Annotated in this window: 18 protein-coding genes, 2 tRNA genes, 1 pseudogene and 1 other annotated feature; of the genes and pseudogenes, 9 read left to right on the plus strand and 12 right to left on the minus strand. The window is 58.7% G+C overall.

All coding sequences use genetic code 11. From position 1 onward, the window contains the following. Nucleotides 1-559 precede the first annotated feature (559 nt). Complete coding sequence (locus ACN22W_RS36780; RefSeq protein WP_419690737.1) at nt 560-1,084, plus strand: sigma-70 family RNA polymerase sigma factor; 525 nt, start codon at nt 560-562, stop codon at nt 1,082-1,084. Continuing rightward, complete coding sequence (locus ACN22W_RS36785; RefSeq protein ID WP_419690009.1) at nt 1,081-1,722, plus strand: DUF1109 domain-containing protein; 642 nt, start codon at nt 1,081-1,083, stop codon at nt 1,720-1,722. The genes ACN22W_RS36780 and ACN22W_RS36785 overlap by 4 nt, the downstream gene beginning before the upstream one ends. 20 nt (nt 1,723-1,742) lie before the next feature. Here the strand turns inward: ACN22W_RS36785 and ACN22W_RS36790 are convergent, their stop codons facing one another. The 6 genes from ACN22W_RS36790 to ACN22W_RS36815 form a co-directional block, all read right to left on the minus strand. After that, on the minus strand, nt 1,743-2,384 hold the full coding sequence (locus ACN22W_RS36790; RefSeq protein WP_419690738.1) for a DUF1109 domain-containing protein: 642 nt from the start codon (nt 2,382-2,384) through the stop codon (nt 1,743-1,745). 97 nt (nt 2,385-2,481) lie between these two features. Further along, nucleotides 2,482-2,985 carry a DoxX family protein gene (locus ACN22W_RS36795; protein WP_419690010.1) on the minus strand — a complete coding sequence of 168 codons (504 nt, stop codon included), beginning with the start codon at nt 2,983-2,985 and terminating at the stop codon, nt 2,482-2,484. A 5-nt stretch (nt 2,986-2,990) separates the two neighbouring features. Beyond that, nucleotides 2,991-3,770 (minus strand): putative DNA-binding domain-containing protein, encoded by a 780-nt coding sequence (locus tag ACN22W_RS36800; RefSeq protein WP_419690011.1) that lies wholly within the window; start codon nt 3,768-3,770, stop codon nt 2,991-2,993. After that, entirely contained in the window at nt 3,760-4,641 is an 882-nt protein-coding gene (locus ACN22W_RS36805) for a DUF692 domain-containing protein (RefSeq protein WP_419690012.1), read from the minus strand. The genes ACN22W_RS36800 and ACN22W_RS36805 overlap by 11 nt, the downstream gene beginning before the upstream one ends. 62 nt (nt 4,642-4,703) lie before the next feature. Next, the gene (locus ACN22W_RS36810) at nt 4,704-5,015 is read right to left on the minus strand and encodes a DUF2282 domain-containing protein (RefSeq protein WP_419690013.1); all 312 of its coding nucleotides are present in this window, start codon (nt 5,013-5,015) and stop codon (nt 4,704-4,706) included. 456 nt (nt 5,016-5,471) lie between these two features. Then, the gene (locus tag ACN22W_RS36815; protein ID WP_419690014.1) at nt 5,472-5,819 is read right to left on the minus strand and encodes a hypothetical protein; all 348 of its coding nucleotides are present in this window, start codon (nt 5,817-5,819) and stop codon (nt 5,472-5,474) included. A 225-nt stretch (nt 5,820-6,044) separates the two neighbouring features. Here ACN22W_RS36815 and ACN22W_RS36820 point away from each other — a divergent pair, with 225 nt between their 5' ends. Beyond that, nucleotides 6,045-6,173 (plus strand): hypothetical protein, encoded by a 129-nt coding sequence (locus ACN22W_RS36820; RefSeq protein WP_419690015.1) that lies wholly within the window; start codon nt 6,045-6,047, stop codon nt 6,171-6,173. A gap of 531 nt (nt 6,174-6,704) precedes the next feature. Here the strand turns inward: ACN22W_RS36820 and ACN22W_RS36825 are convergent. From ACN22W_RS36825 to ACN22W_RS36840, 4 genes are all read right to left on the minus strand, one after another. After that, nucleotides 6,705-7,181: a hypothetical protein gene (locus ACN22W_RS36825; RefSeq protein ID WP_419690016.1), complete on the minus strand. Its 477-nt coding sequence runs from the start codon at nt 7,179-7,181 to the stop codon at nt 6,705-6,707. A 448-nt stretch (nt 7,182-7,629) separates the two neighbouring features. Continuing rightward, nucleotides 7,630-7,962 (minus strand): hypothetical protein, encoded by a 333-nt coding sequence (locus ACN22W_RS36830; protein ID WP_419690017.1) that lies wholly within the window; start codon nt 7,960-7,962, stop codon nt 7,630-7,632. A gap of 99 nt (nt 7,963-8,061) precedes the next feature. Further along, nucleotides 8,062-8,140, minus strand: a tRNA-Ile gene (locus ACN22W_RS36835). Between the two features lie 2 nt (nt 8,141-8,142). Next, nucleotides 8,143-8,216 (minus strand) — tRNA-Gly (locus ACN22W_RS36840). Nucleotides 8,217-8,406: 190 nt separating this feature from the next. On the opposite strand from ACN22W_RS36840, the gene ACN22W_RS36845 reads away from it, so the two are divergent. The 5 genes from ACN22W_RS36845 to ACN22W_RS36865 all read left to right on the plus strand — a co-directional run bounded on the left by ACN22W_RS36845 (nt 8,407) and on the right by ACN22W_RS36865 (nt 12,371). Next, nucleotides 8,407-9,267 carry a hypothetical protein gene (locus ACN22W_RS36845; protein WP_419690018.1) on the plus strand — a complete coding sequence of 287 codons (861 nt, stop codon included), beginning with the start codon at nt 8,407-8,409 and terminating at the stop codon, nt 9,265-9,267. Between the two features lie 253 nt (nt 9,268-9,520). Then, nucleotides 9,521-9,691, plus strand: a complete 171-nt coding sequence (locus ACN22W_RS36850) for a hypothetical protein (RefSeq protein ID WP_419690019.1) — start codon at nt 9,521-9,523, stop codon at nt 9,689-9,691. 405 nt (nt 9,692-10,096) lie between these two features. Next, nucleotides 10,097-10,633, plus strand: a complete 537-nt coding sequence (locus ACN22W_RS36855; RefSeq protein WP_419690020.1) for a hypothetical protein — start codon at nt 10,097-10,099, stop codon at nt 10,631-10,633. Nucleotides 10,634-10,904: 271 nt separating this feature from the next. Continuing rightward, a complete protein-coding gene (locus ACN22W_RS36860) occupies nt 10,905-11,246 on the plus strand; it encodes a DHCW motif cupin fold protein (protein WP_419690021.1) in 342 nt (113 codons plus the stop codon). 246 nt (nt 11,247-11,492) lie between these two features. Continuing rightward, a complete protein-coding gene (locus ACN22W_RS36865) occupies nt 11,493-12,371 on the plus strand; it encodes a PhzF family phenazine biosynthesis protein (RefSeq protein ID WP_419690022.1) in 879 nt (292 codons plus the stop codon). Nucleotides 12,372-12,710: 339 nt separating this feature from the next. Here ACN22W_RS36865 and ACN22W_RS36870 read toward each other — a convergent pair whose 3' ends face one another. Further along, nucleotides 12,711-12,854, minus strand: a complete 144-nt coding sequence (locus ACN22W_RS36870; protein WP_419690023.1) for an HHHH-motif protein — start codon at nt 12,852-12,854, stop codon at nt 12,711-12,713. 22 nt (nt 12,855-12,876) lie between these two features. Further along, entirely contained in the window at nt 12,877-13,161 is a 285-nt protein-coding gene (locus tag ACN22W_RS36875; RefSeq protein WP_419690024.1) for a hypothetical protein, read from the minus strand. 233 nt (nt 13,162-13,394) lie between these two features. On the opposite strand from ACN22W_RS36875, the pseudogene ACN22W_RS36880 reads away from it, so the two are divergent. Beyond that, nucleotides 13,395-14,763, plus strand: a pseudogene (locus ACN22W_RS36880) (IS3 family transposase). Beyond that, nucleotides 13,676-13,792 (plus strand) — a sequence feature (AL1L pseudoknot). It overlaps the preceding pseudogene by 117 nt. Nucleotides 14,764-14,875: the final 112 nt, after the last annotated feature.

Below are 14,875 nucleotides of genomic sequence, written 5' to 3' on the forward strand. Positions count from 1 at the left end.
ACCACGGACCGGACCTGAGTCATGGCGATTGACCCAGAAGCAATGGATCTTGGCGGACTCGTGGAATTTACGGGCGCGGGCCGTGGTCGTACGCTTTCTTCTCGGTAGCGCGCAACCCTCCCCACATTGCAATGAGCGTTGCATTGCGATATTTTGGGTCGCTTGATCTAAAATTGCTTCCTGAGACATGGCGGCATACAGGTAGGGCACGTGCTCCCAGCGCCCAAAGTTGCAGTTGGCCGTTACCCGGCGTGAGAATATCCAGAGTGTTGCGCTGCGCGGTTTCGTCATGTCCGGGGTATACCCTAATTCGGCCGATGCATCGGCCCGGAAGTAAAGTCGAATCGAACAAGGAACTGCCGCATGCAAATTGGGTACGGGCGAGTAGTGATCATGGACGGACCGAACGGAGTCGATCGGGGACTCGCGGCTAGGCCGGACGCACTCGTTTCGGCGTTGCCGTGCGTGGGCTTGGGAATTCGGAATGTGCCGCAGCTACGGCAACACAGCCGGGTGCGCTAGATCCGGAGACCCGATCTTGCATCCCGTGGAATCCCGCCTGAAAGCGCTATTCGTTAGTGGCCTCGCCGGCAATGCGGCGGACTACCGTTCATTCCTGTCGGACCTGACCCGTCATTTGCGCGGTTTTCTTCGCAAGCGGATCCCGCAGTTTGACGCAGACATCGAGGATCTCGTGCAGGAGATTCTGCTTGCCGTCCATAATGCACGTCATACGTATCGCGCGGACGAGCCGCTGACTGCGTGGGTGCATGCGATCGCGCGCTACAAGCTGATGGATTTCTTCCGGATGCGTGCCCGCCGCGAAGCGCTGCACGATCCACTTGACGATCATGCGGACATTTTTTCCGGGCCCGATGACAATGCGTCCGACGCGCATCGCGACATCGGCCGGCTGCTCTATCATCTGCCGGACAAGCAGCGGTTGTCGATCCTGCATGTAAAGCTGCAGGGGATGTCGGTTGCCGAGGCGGCGCAACTGATCGGTGCGTCAGAATCCGTCGTGAAGGTAAGCATTCACAGGGGATTGAAGGCGCTCGCGGCGCGCGTGCGAGGAGCGATATGAAAACGGACGATTTCATCGACATGCTGGCGGCGGGCATCACGCCTGTCGAGCGCAGCATCCCGGCCAGGCGCCTGGGCGGCGCGCTTGCCGTCGCTGCGGTGGGCGCCGTACTGCTGATGTCGATCGCGTTTGGTGTGCGCCCCGATCTGTCGGCCGTGATGCGCACGCCGGTCTTTTGGGAGAAGCTAGCATTTCCAGTTTGCGTAGCGGCGGGCGCGATCATGGCGGTCGCGCGACTCGCACGTCCCGGGGCTACCGTCGGCGCGAGCCGGCTGGTGATCGGTGTCGGCATCTCAACGGTCTGGATCTCGGGTCTATACGCGGTCGCGATGGCCGGATCGGGCGACCGGCTCGCGGTCGTACTCGGTCAAACGTGGCGCGTGTGTCCGATTAACATCGTTTTTCTGTCGGTCCCCGGTTTCGTCGCGATGTTTGTCGCGATTCGTGGATTGGCGCCGACTCGGCTGCGTTCTGCGGGCGCCGCGGCGGGACTCGCCACGAGCGCGATAGCGACGATCGCCTACTCCTTTCATTGCCCAGAAATGAGCCCGGCATTCTGGAGCGTCTGGTATCTGCTCGGGATGGCGTTGCCGGCCGCGTTCGGCGCACTCGTCGCACCAGTGTTGCTGCGTTGGTAGGCGCAGCGAGCCCGGTCCCCTCACCAGCGCAGCAACACAGGTGCAAGCGCTGCACCGAGAGCCACTGTCAGCATGAGCGAAAGCACGTACCAGACACCCCAGAATGGTATCGCCATCTCGGAGCAGTAGAGTGAATAGACGATGAGTGCCTGCGCGCCGGCAACGAGGCCGGCGCCCGCGCCGGCGAGCACGAGACGCGTCGGCGCGAGTTGCTTCATCGCATGCAATGTGGCGGCAAGCGGTGGCAGTGCTAGCAGCACGACGTCCGCGACCGTGGTCCGCCATGTCGTTCCGAGCATCAACTGCAGCCGGTAGCCGGACGGCGTCACGATCAGCACGCCGCCTGTGGCGAGCAGCATTACTACAAAAGGCAGCGCGGTCAAGAGCCCGGTGGGGCGCAGTTGCGCGCCGGGGCGACCAAAGCGCTCGGCGAGTCTCGTCGCTGAGAACACGACGGCGAGCGGGAACGCGAGCCGCGCCCAGAACATCGTCGTTTGGATTAGTTGCGGCATGTCGCTGCGGATGCCATACAACACGACGAGGAGCGCGGTGCTACCGGTAAAGCCGACGACCAGCGCACGGTAGAGCCGCTGCGAAATCGCACCGGGTTCAACCGGCGCCAAATCAGTTGCCAGCCGGATAACCAGGTCTCGGGTTCTCATCATGAAAATGTGTAGGACCGCCAGCGTTCCGGGGCAGCGCGGTGCGCTGCCCCGCCGCGGGAATCCGGTCGCTTCCGCTGCATCGGAAGCCACAGGCTTAGGTGCGCGGCGAGCGATCGCCGAGCAGATAGTCGATCGAGAGGCGGCCCGGGCCCCAGGCCGCGATACCGAGAGCCATTGCGGCCCACGTCAGGTGGATCGGCCAGCCGTCCGGCACCGTCAGTTCGACGACACAGGTCATCACGAACAGGCCGGCCGCTGCGAATCGGGTGCCGAGGCCGAGCACAAGAAGCACCGGGAACATCACTTCCCCGCAGCCGGACAGAAAGGCGAATATGGCCGGTGCGGGGAACGGGTATGGGCCGCCGGGCAGATGTAGCTGAAATTCGCTTGTGAACAGATCGATCGCGGTGTCGTTGAGGTGCAGGAAACCATTCCACTTGAGGATGCCCGATTTCCAGAACGGTACCGCGAGCGCCAGCCGCAGTGCGAGTTGCGCGATCCACGGGCGAGCGAGCCACTGGACGACGAGTCGAGTGCGGCCGACGAGCGATGCGAATGCATGCAGCGGCCCGTGTTGGGCAGTGAGTAAATCGGACATGATGGTCAGGCTCCGGAATGGACAGCGGTGAATACGCCGGCTTCGATCATGCCGCGCAATGCGGCCGGTAGATCGAAGGCGGGATTGTCTTCAAGGGCGAGAGCAACAGCGTCGCCGAGCGACGCGCCGTCAGTCAGGCTGATAAGGAACGCAGCGCCGCCCGGCGGGAGCAGGGAGACGATCACGTCGTACGCCGGGCGCGTCACGAGTGCGTCCTCGGGTTCGCCGGAGCGCAGCGGTGTGACAGGGCCGTCGGCCCGGTTCATCGCGAAGATCGAGGCGGCTGGATACGGCGAGCGTACGATGCGGGTGGCCGGATGCCGGACGAGATGCACCGCGGCCAGCGCATCCGGCGCGATTGCCGCGAACGCATCGGCGGTGAGCGTGGGCAGATCAGCCGCGTGATACGCGTCGAGCCATGCGCGCTCGATTCGGGCGGTGTCCGCAAGCCACGGCATCATGCGCGCGTATTCGTAGCTGGCGATGAAGTTCGGAAAGTCGCGCCCGTATTCGAACAGCAGCGGGGAGACGGGAAGAGTTTCGCGCACATGAAAGCGCGCCATCGCGCGGAAGAACTCGACGCCGACAATGCGTTGCACGGACGGATAAATCGATGCGAGCGCGTCGATCAGGCTTACCGTCACGTTGTTGCGGTAGACGTCGTAGCGGCGGTCGACGCGCTTGTGCTCGTACGCGATCACGCCGTACGGCGCGCCGATCGACGGGTTCGTGAGACCCGGCGCGAACGCGCACGCATAATCGGAAGGGGGGGTATCAAAGCGCATGACCGGCTATCTCCTTGGGCGATGTGACGGCAGCTGCCATGATTCGACGGGTTTCGAGCGCCTGCCCGCGCAGCACAGCCCAGTCGGGAAGCTGACTATCCCATTCGACGAGCGTCGGCACCGGCCCGGTGCGGGCGATCACGCCAGCGTACAACGCCCAGACGGGTTCAGCGACCGGACGATCGTGACTATCGATGAGGAGCGGCTCGTCCTCGTCGTCGCGTTGTTCGCTGTGTCCGGCCAGATGGATCTCACCGACCTGCTCAAGTGGGAAATCCGCGAGATAGTCAGCGGGCGAGCAACCGTGATTGATCGCCGACACGAACGCATTGTTGATGTCGAGTAGCAGGCCGCAGCCGGTACGCCGCACGACTGCCGCAATGAATTCGGTTTCGCTCATCGTCGACGACGCGAACTGGACGTAGGTCGACGGATTTTCGAGCAATAACGGGCGAGCAATCGCAGTCTGAACCTGGTCAACATGGGCGCAGACCCGATCCAGCGTCGATTTCGTGTAGGGCAGGGGCAGCAGGTCGTTATAGAAGGCGCCGCCGTGCGACGACCACGCAAGATGCTCGGAGACGAGCACGGGCTCGTAGCGCGCGACGACGTTGCGAAAGCGATCGAGGTGATGCTGATCGAGCGGCGACGGTCCGCCGATTGACAAACATACTCCGTGCACGGAAACCGGATAGGTTTCACGCAGCACGCCAAGCACCCGATGCGGCGGCCCGCCGTCACCCATGTAGTTTTCCGCGTGCACCTCGAAGAAACCGCCCAGAAGTCCGTCGTCGAGTATGTCCGCGAGATGGTGAGGTTTGAAGCTGGTGCCGACGAGCGACGGCGGGCAATGGAGGCGATCACTGTTCATACATTTCGTCATACTTAACAAAGTAGTCATGATCGCCCCCGATTTCATCTTGTCGATGCGCTTTACGACTTCATCGGCGTGAGGGAGCCATGACCGCCGCCCGGCACCTGGATGCTGGAGCACGTGCCGCCCTGAACGAACTTCCACGAGTTGCCCTGGAAGTCAACTGTCGACGTGCCCTGGCACGTGGTGCCGGGACCTGCCGCGCAGTCATTCTGTCCCTTCAGCGCAACACCGAAACACTTCTCCTTGTGGGCGGCGACAGCGGCGTCGCCCTCGGCTTTCGTGAGCGGCCCGGCATGTGCAACCGAAGCGACGAGGCTGGCGACAGCACCGATGAGCAGTGCAGAATTGAGCGAGAGTTTTGCCGACATGGTGTTCTCCGATAATTGATCTGGAAGGTATCCACCGTGGATACGCAGGTTAGTTCGTACGATCCGCACGGTCGGTTACAGCAGCTGAATATTTTTTCGTTGCCGAGTCACATTCGCGTCTACTTCGCGGTGCGCTCAGAATCATCGGCAAGTAGGCAAATTGAACAACACGATTTGGACAAATCTCGACAATCGCCCCGGTATCACGTGAAGTCTTCACATGAATACGCCGGCACCATCGTGCCCACCGACCCGTTCGCAGCGCAGATAGACGCCGGGGATATCCAGACTTTGCTCTGGCGACCGGAACGCATAGGTCGTTGCCGACCCACGTGCCGTCAAGTTCGACGCCCTCAACGACCGAATCGAAGCGCTGACGCATGAATTCTCACCGCCAAACTCGCGGCGGCCGATGTCGGTTTTGGACGCAATGCAGGCCGCCGCCAAATCAAACACCTACGCCTGTTGTGGGACGATTGCCTGTGGGGCAGTCCGGCGCAAGTACCAGCGATGTGGAATGCCTGTCTTCGGCTCGTGCGCGAATCCGCGTTCGGGAAGCGAATCAATCGAATGAAACGCATTCGGATGTTCGACACGCAATCTTTCAGTAACCTGATCGATTCGGTCAATACCTAATTTTGCAGCCTCCATCAACACGTAGCGTGCGCTAACCGGCAAGTGAATGTCGATTGAATCTGGTCTCTTCATATTTTTGTAGCGTGTGGAGTGGGCAGCAAGGCAGGGATCATTTATTGCCAAGCCCGATGGAAAGCGGACAAATGTTGCGTGATCCTCAGTAAACATACAAGAGTCGGGTTACGCGATTTTGCAATGCTTCACAACGCTTACCGTCTGTAATTTTTTCCTCGAGTTCGGTTGTCGGTCGTGTGTCGCCATCCAACCAAGCGACGTGGCGGAGCTGCCGGCGCGTTTACGGTGAGCATGCAATCTGTTCGTCAGCACTCGTTTTGATCAGTGTTGTGGGATGTCTCGTGTTCGCCTACTTGGGGCCATGGCGACGAGGCGACGATGATGCGTGATGTCTCGCGGGACACGGCCATTACGGAGGGCAGCCTCGACAATTCGTTCAGCGATAAGCAAGGCTATTTCGGTGTGCTTCCCTTGCGCTATAACGAGCGCAGGTACGGCGGCCAGTAATCGTGGCTCGAAGTAACGCTGTCACCGCGCGAGATTATCAAGGGAGTTTTTCGCGAGATCATCGACCGTTTCCCCGACGGCGAGGCTCAAAAAGGGGGGGGGCGTCGTTGTCAATCTGGAGCTCCCTGGCCCACCGCACGACCCAAAATTTGCGCTGATGATCGCCGACGTGCCCGATAGGGCCCATGTGTTCTTCTTGAATCAGATCGCCACCGTCCGGGCGACGAAAGATATTGCGATCGTCGGTTCGGCCAATTGTTTGGCGAGCCTGCTGCTCGCTGTTCACCAGCGTCTCCGCGCACGCGGTCGGAATGCTGGCTGGTCGAAGCTCCAGCGCGGTCGGCGCTCGCGGTCGTTGGCCAAGATGCAGATTGACCACACGTCAGCGGTGTCCGCTAAAGAGGATTGTAGGACAAGGGATTTGAGGTGAATGGCTGGCTCAACCCACCAAAGAACCCACCATTAGCCAAACGATCGGTCCGGTGCAGGATGGGCGCGCGCGAAGGTCGCGGCAAGACAGAATCGTCTTCGTCAAGCCGCTGCGGCTTTCGCTACGAACAAATAGACACCAATGAAGCCGGATGCGCCACCGAGAAGGAAGCAAGCGTAAGAGACGATCGCAGCATACACGCCGAAGTCGCGCCTCACATCGGTTCGGGCCCTATCCCGGGTGAGGACGGTTCGCCAGTGCATCGACCCGCCAGCGAACATTTCGCCTGTATCTGTGATCCATCCCTTGACGAGGTTCAGGAAATGGAAATATCGGTAGAAGTAGCAAATGCCTACAGATGCTGCGCCCACGAAAAAGCAGAAGAATGCGCCGATTAGGAAGGGGCCCGTTGTTTTGGTTGCCCCCATGAAGCTCAGCACCCCGCCCATCCCAGCCAGGTGCACGACGGTGAGGTATTTAAGCCCTTCGGTTACCGTTTCCGTGATGACGTCAGTAAGGTGGCGCCAGCGTTTCTCAACGCGCTCTTCGATTTGGGAGAGGCAGTCCGGGTTTGTCATCGTTCGTTTGTCTCGAGAGTGGACTCCGCATTACGTGCCGCGGAGGAGGCATCAGGCGAAACCACGCTGCCATGGTAGCTGCGGTGCTATTCAAGTCGATTAGGAGGGTAATGTCCGGATGAGACGGCTTCAAGAGCAGGCCGCGAGCGCTCGGTTCGGTAGCGCACTGAGTGTCACGCCGTTATGCGGACAATCGAGTTTGGTTGTATGAGCAACAACCGTCCTCTCAGGTACTTTGGCCGCTTTAGCGGCCTTCTTTTTTGTTGTTCCACATCTGAAAAAAAGCCCGCACGAGGCGGGCGAGGACTTTTCGACATGTGCCGGAGGACACATGCGCATTCTAAGGGGCGCCGTAGCCGAGTTGATGTCAAAGAGTGTTAAGCACAAACGGGCGTTACGAAAGGCGTCGATGGTCGCTCAGGTGCATCGCCCGGGGAATGTGGATTCCCTAACCCATTGAGTCATCCTCGGTAAGTCGTACCATCGCAAAAAAAGCATTGGTCACAACTGGATCTGCTTTCGGCCACCAATTAGCTTGCGATCTCGACCGTTCATCGAGCGCCTTCTCGGACAATAGCTTGTAGACCTTTTCGTGCTGCGGGCCGATTGTCCGGTCGACGTAGGCGAGTCCGCCACTCTCCAGCGATCGGACGACGCGCCGCAGCTTGCCAATTGAGGTGTCGAGCTCCGCAAGTAGATGCGTGAGCGTTCTCTCCGCGCCATCTGACATTACTGCAATCACCCAGTCGGCAAGCGTTGTACTTTCGTCAGAGTCTGCCATCAAGTCGTCTCGGATATCGTGCGTACATGAAATCAGCGGCACTTGTCATGGCATCGACGAACGCCCGATCCTGGGTGATCGTCCTAGCTGGGCAGATGCTGGTGGGCCTCCCGTGAGTCGAACACGGCACCAACGGGTTATGAGCCCGCTGCTCTAACCAGGCATGAGCTAGAGGCCCGATGGAGCGGGTGAAGGGAATCGAACCCTCGTCGTAAGCTTGGAAGGCTTCTGCTCTACCATTGAGCTACACCCGCAAAACCGCGCCGATTTTTGCATGATTCAATCTTCTCGGCGATAGCGGAAAACGTGAACCTCGCGCAACCCAAGAAGAACTGACTATTTTTAACGGTCTGCAGGGATGGGACACGTTAGTTTACGCGTACCCAGACGATTCGCTCCCCCTTTGCGACCGGACCAATCAATTTGGATAGCGATCGTTCGTGAATGGAGACGCCGAACGCTACAAATAACAACTTGATCACAATGCGGGGAAAAATGAAGACCGGGATTTGGGGGACCATGCTGTCCATGGCGATGCTTTCTGGATGCGCATCGATCGTAAGTGGCACGAAGCAGATCGTGTCAGTGCAGGCGGTGAAGGACGGTGACCAGCTTGCTGGTGCGTCGTGCAAACTCGAGAATAGCAAAGGTATCTGGTTTGTTAAGACACCGGGCTCGGTGGCCATTCATCGCGCATATGGCGACCTCAGCGTGAAGTGCGAGAAGGATGGCGTTGATCCGGGATTCGCTACGGTGAAATCGCACACGAAAGGAATGGCTTTCGGCAACCTCCTATTCGGCGGAGCAATCGGTGTCGGTGTCGATATGGGTTCGGGTGCCGCTTACGACTACCCTACACTCATTACCTTGAGCATGGGTCACACGTCGGTGATTGATTTGTTTCCGACCACGGCGACTGCCACCGCGTCGCCGCCAACAGCAGCCTCAATCACCACCGCAGTAGTGCCGCGATCGGCCTTCGTGTCAGCTCATATCTCGACGGCTCGCGGCAAGGAGGTGAGACTGTCGTCGCATGCGACGTGGAACAAGCAATGCGTCGGCGGGGAGGCGCCCGATCTCACGTTCCTCCATGAACCGGCGCACGGACGTGTCGAAGTGCGTAGCGAATCGTTCCAACTTGCCAATACGGCATCCATGACCGCCTCGTGCGACGGCGCAACGGTACTCGGCAAAGTGGTCTACTACATCCCGAATCCCGATTATCTCGGGCAAGATGAAGTCGACTATAGAATCGCATCGCGATACCGGACGTATACCCGCGAAGTTTCGATCCAGATTAACTAACGACACGACCGGCCAACATTGCGACGATCAATGTAGGCCGGGAGACTGGCATCGCTACGGAAACGTACGGCGTGAATCTGGTGACCCGAAGGGCAGGTTTGGGTCGGAAGCGGGCCTCCACGTGAGTCTGCTACCGGCCATGAAGAGACACTTGATGTCGCCGGTTAGATCATCAACAATTTCGATGCTTGGGTCTCGTGCAGGGTATGGTAGAAGGTGTTCGAACACCCCAAAAGACGATTTCGGAGTTGGAATGCGACTTACCCTTGAGCCGCTATGGCGCGATTACGATGGCATGCTGCAACTTCGATTTTCGATGCAGGGCTCCGGTTTTGCGGCAGAGATCGATTTTTGCGATTATCCTGAGACGATAGAAACGTTCGGACGCTCCCTGTATGAATTTCCTTGGTCATCGGCGGATTAAGTGGTTTTCGAGAACGGCTCGAACGCTCCGAATTCATACAGCTGGCTGGTTCTGCGCGCGTTCGTTTTCGACAGCGTTGGACATTCGGCACTCGAGGTCGAGTGTCAGAGAAATGGTACGCGTCTTGTAAGCGCCCGATCTCGGTTCGCCGTTGAGCTTGAGCCTGCAACAATCAATCGGCTCGGTTCTGAACTCGCGAACTGGGCGTCGTCGGCTGGCGACCAATCTCTTTTGTTTAGCTCCGAACAGCGGTAGGAATTAGCAGATAGTCCAGCTGTTCGCGTTGGTTTTGCCACAACGAGTCGGCCGTTTGACGGGGCAGACCAACATCCTGCCAGACGACGGTGCACCGAAGACCGGTCGTGGAGTTAGACCGTCGCCAACAAACAATCGTTGATCGCGCGCATGCAAATACACACACAATCTGGCCCGGTGAGAATCGTAAATGAGCCAGCGTACTCGTTCGGATCACAGGACAATGCGCGCACTTATCCGCTTGAAGTACGCCTTTCGGACGGCACGCTGACGTCGGTCCACGCAGTTGAGTTGGACGGACTCGGGATTGTGGTCGTCGGGGCCAGCGGAGGATGCTCCGCGGTGCATGAGCATTCGGCGGTGGCGATCAAGGACAAGCTGTACTTGGCTGTTGGTGATCACGTCGTTTGCTTGTCCTTGGATTTCCCCCATCGGTTGGTCTGGGCAACGCAGGTCGATACCGCGACGTGCTTCGGTATTTTCTGGGAAGGCAAGCGTGCCGCGCTCATTTCGCATGGGGAACTAGAAATTGTGCGCTTAACACCGCAAGGCGACGTGATCTGGTCGGCGTCCGGCGCCGATGTGTTTTCCGAAGGTTTCAGTTTGCTATTCGATTGTATCGAAGTAGTCGATTTCAATCGGACCATTTATCGGATTGACTACACGACCGGCGAATCCATCGTTTAACAATAACGAGCGAACTCAATTGAACGGCCGCTTCGGGGACGATCCACGGTCTCTTGCGGGTCGATCTGCGCCGGTCGTGTGTCACCGGGCGGCGGCCGGCCGCGTTCGGCCAATTGCGGACCTTCGACGTTGCCCCGTGGATCGCTGACAGTCTGCCAGACAATCGCTTAATAATGTCGGATGCCTTAATCCGGCCAGATAAGAAAGGACGAGTGACCGGCGTGGCAAATTGAACGGTGAGCATGAGCCTAACAACACATGGAGCGAAATCATGAAGATGGATGCATTCGCATTTGGCACGACCAACTGGGCGGAAGTCGAAAAGACCGAGTACAAAGGCGAGACGGGCGCAGCTTATTGGCGCACACGATTTTTCGGTGAGAAACCTAATCAAATTCGCGTGCGCATGGTGGAATACACGCCGGGCTACTTGGCGGATCATTGGTGCCAGAAAGGGCATGTTCTATTCTGCATGGAGGGTGAGTTGGAAACGACCCTCGAAGATGGGCGGAAGTTCGTCCTGACAGCAGGCATGAGTTATCAAGTTGGCGACAACGCCGAGCCGCATCAGTCCTTTACTAGGACAGGCGCGAAGCTCTTTATTGTCGACTGACCTGCCAAGTGCCAGTCGCTAGGGCGGTATGCGTCGTTTGAATGTTATTGTGGTTCTCGAAAAACCGGAGTAGCTGCGAGCTGCCGATCGCAGTCAAGTAGTGATCGGTCCACTTAGGCACCGCCGACATCGCCACGCAGATCGCTGACACTCAAGCAAGCAATCGCGCGAAAGCCGAACTTGTCGCAACGAGTCTGGTTGCGGAACCGACGCGTGAAGAAGATAGATTAGCTCACCGGAGAACCGATGCGAATTAATGTGCAGATCGTCAACTCTTTGACGGATGGAGAAGTCGGAGGAAATCCAGCAGGTGTTGTGATTGATGCTGACGCGTTGAACGTACAGCAGAAGTGCGATGTTGCCCGGCAAGTTGGGCTATCTGAAACGGCGTTCGTGTCGAAATCAGATGTGGCAACCGTCAAATTGGAGTTTTTCACGCCAACGCGGCAGATTGCTCATTGTGGGCACGCGACAATCGCTACATTTTCGCTTCTAAGAGAGCTCGGTAGAGTGAATGTTGGAGAGTTGACGAAGGAAACTATTGATGGTTGCAGAACCGTCGTGGTTGGCGACCACGCCGTCATGATGGAACAGAGTGCGCCCACATATAGTTCAATCGCGCCAGGATCGGATCTCGCTCAAAGAGTTGCGCGGTCGATAGGCTTGCGACACGCACAGATTTACAGCGCCGGGAACCCGACAATAGTCAACACTGGGAACAGCTTTCTCATGATCGCGCTTCCGGATCGCCGCTCGGTCGCGGACGTCCGACCGGACAATCCAATGATCGAGGAGATCAGCAACGAACTTGGCCTGATAGGGTATTACCTGTTCTCAACAACGACGATCGTACCGGCGCGCCATGCCGGGGCGCGAATGTTTGCGCCAAGATTTGGCATCAATGAAGAATCAGCGACAGGAACGGCTGCTGGCCCTTTGGCGTGCTTTCTCTACGAACATATGTACATCAAAGATCCGGAGATCGTCATCGAACAGGGACAACTGATGCAACCGCCATCTCCAAGCGTCATCAAGGTCATGCTCAATATTGACGGCGGCAGAATTACGCGGCTGCTGGCCGGCGGCGGAGCTAAAGTCGCGCGGTCGATGAGCCTGGAAGTTTGACGCGTTTGTGCGGCCGCTATCGGGATTGTCGAGTGGCCGCTTCGGGTCGGATTGCGTCGACCGCGTAGGGCGGGCGTCGGTCGGGGGCGGCCGTTCGCGCTAAGCGCCGGTTGGCCTACGCGGTGAGCGCAGCATCTTGAGGAAACCGTGTTGAGAGGCTTATGACAGCACACTTTCCCGAGCATCTCGATACGTCCGCTCGAACACCCGACACCGTGCACTTGATCCCCCGATGTGCAACGAAAAAAGCCGACCTCGTGAGGTCGGCTCTTCGTGCCCGTCTATCCGGGTGGTCAGTTGATGTTGCGCAGACGCTTCACAAACTGCGCGTCGGCCAGATCAGCGGACCCAGTGGCAGGTGCGATGCAGATGATGCCAGTGGCACACCTTGTGGGTATGCGCTTGCGCTGCCTCGGGTACCAGTGACGCAAATGCTGCGGCCAAAACCAAACTTACAAGCAGTAGTGTTTTTGTCTTTTTCATTGCACTTTCCTAGTTAGTGGTCTTAATGATCGTCGTCATGACGCTTGTCGTCGTGGTGGTGGCCGCGATCGTGATGATCATTGCCACCCCGGTCTTCACGCTGACCGTGCCAGCCTCGATCGTTGGGGTGGCCGCGTATCCATTCGTCACGCGCCCAATAGCGGTGCCCGTCGTAATACTGGTCGCCATGCCAACCCACCGTAATGCCAATGGGCGCCGGCCCCGCTACCATCGGCGGCGAGACAACGCATCCGGTAAGGCTGATTCCAAGACCGGTCAGCAACGCAGCCGTGATAAGAGCTTTCATGCAATTTCCTCAGATGATCGAAGACAGACGGTGCTTGCCGTCCATCGGTCAACGTGCAGGGGGCTCCATCGTTGACGGCATCAAAGGCAGATAACACTGTTTAACAGTGGCTTTGGGACCGCGTGATTTGCAAAGCGTCCCGATACAGTTCCGCGCGAACGCCGGACACTCTTCGCTCGAGTTTGAACCGCCCCGAGTTTTGTGGAGGCTCCAACTCTTGAGAGAATGGAGCCATGAACAAGAAGCCAAGCAAGTTTTCCCCGGAAGTCCGAGAGCGCGCAGTGCGCCTGGTACGCGAGCAGCGTAGCGAGCACCCGTCGATGTGGGCGGCCGTCGAATCGATTGCGCCGATGATCGGCTGCACGCCGCAGACGCTGTTGGATTGGGTTAAGCGCGACGAGGTCGACCGTGGAGAGCGCGATGGCGTGAGTACGGCCGAGCGTGAACGCATCAAAGCCTTGGAGCGCGAGGTCAAGGAACTGCGCCGGACCAACGAGATTCTCAAACTGGCGAGCGCATTTTTCGCCCAGGCGGAGCTCGACCGCCGTTTCAAGTCCTGAAGGCCTTCATTGATCAGCATCGCGACACCTTCGGGGTCGAGCCGATCTGCAAGGTCTTGCGGATTGCCCCGTCGGGCTACCGACGCCATGCAGCACAACTTCGCGATCCGTCGAAACGCTGCGCCCGCGCGAAACGCGATGAGCTTTTGCAACCGGAGATCAAGCGTGTCTGGCAGGCCAACATGCAGGTCTATGGCGTGCCGAAGGTCTCGAAGCAGATGAACCGGGAAGGCATTGCGGTGGCACGCTGCACGGTCGGACGGTTGATGAAGCTGCAGGGCTTGCGTGGCGCAGTTCGCGGTAAGCGATGTTCGCACAACGATTGCCGATGTGAGCGCGCCGCGCCTGCTGGACCGAGTCAACCGGCAGTTCAAGGCTGACCGACCGAATCAGCTCTGGGTGTCGGATTTTACGTATGTCTCGACATGGCAAGGCTGGCTGTACGTGGCATTCGTGATCGACGTGTTCGCCCGCCGTATTGTTGGCTGGCGCGTCAGCTCGTCGATGACCACGGACTTCGTTCTGGATGCACTTGAACAAGCGCTGTACGCCCGCCAACCGGGCGGAGGACGGGACTTTGATACACCACGCCGATAGAGGGGCCCAATACGTCAGCATTCGCTACAGCGAACGGCTGGCTGAGGCCGGCATCGAGCCGTCGGTCGGCAGCCGGGGCGACAGCTACGACAATGCGCTGGCCGAAACGATCAACGGCCTGTACAAGACGGAACCGATTCACCGGCGCGTCCCTTGGAAAACAAGGGAATCCGTCGAACTGGCAACGCTGGAATGGGTCGCCTGGTACAACCATCATCGGCTGATGGAACCGCTCGGCTATATCCCGCCTGCTGAAGCTGAGGCAAACTACTGCGGGCAACTCAGAAATGCCGCTGACGTGTCCTGCATTAACTTAAACCAACCAGCCACCACGATTCCCGGTGCGGTTCAGGAAGCTACAATGCTGTGCGCATCGATTAGGGTAATGTCCGGGTTAGACGGCTTCATGTGGAGACCGCCCGCGCTCGGTTTGGTAGCGCACTGAGTGTCACGCCGTTATGCGGACAATCGAGTTTGGTTGTACGAGCAACAACCGTCCTCTCAGGTACTTTGGCCGCGTTAACGGCCTTTTTTTGTTCCACACCTGAAAAAAAGCC

The sequence above is a fragment of the Burkholderia theae genome (assembly GCF_048565265.1).
GTDB lineage: Bacteria > Pseudomonadota > Gammaproteobacteria > Burkholderiales > Burkholderiaceae > Burkholderia > Burkholderia theae.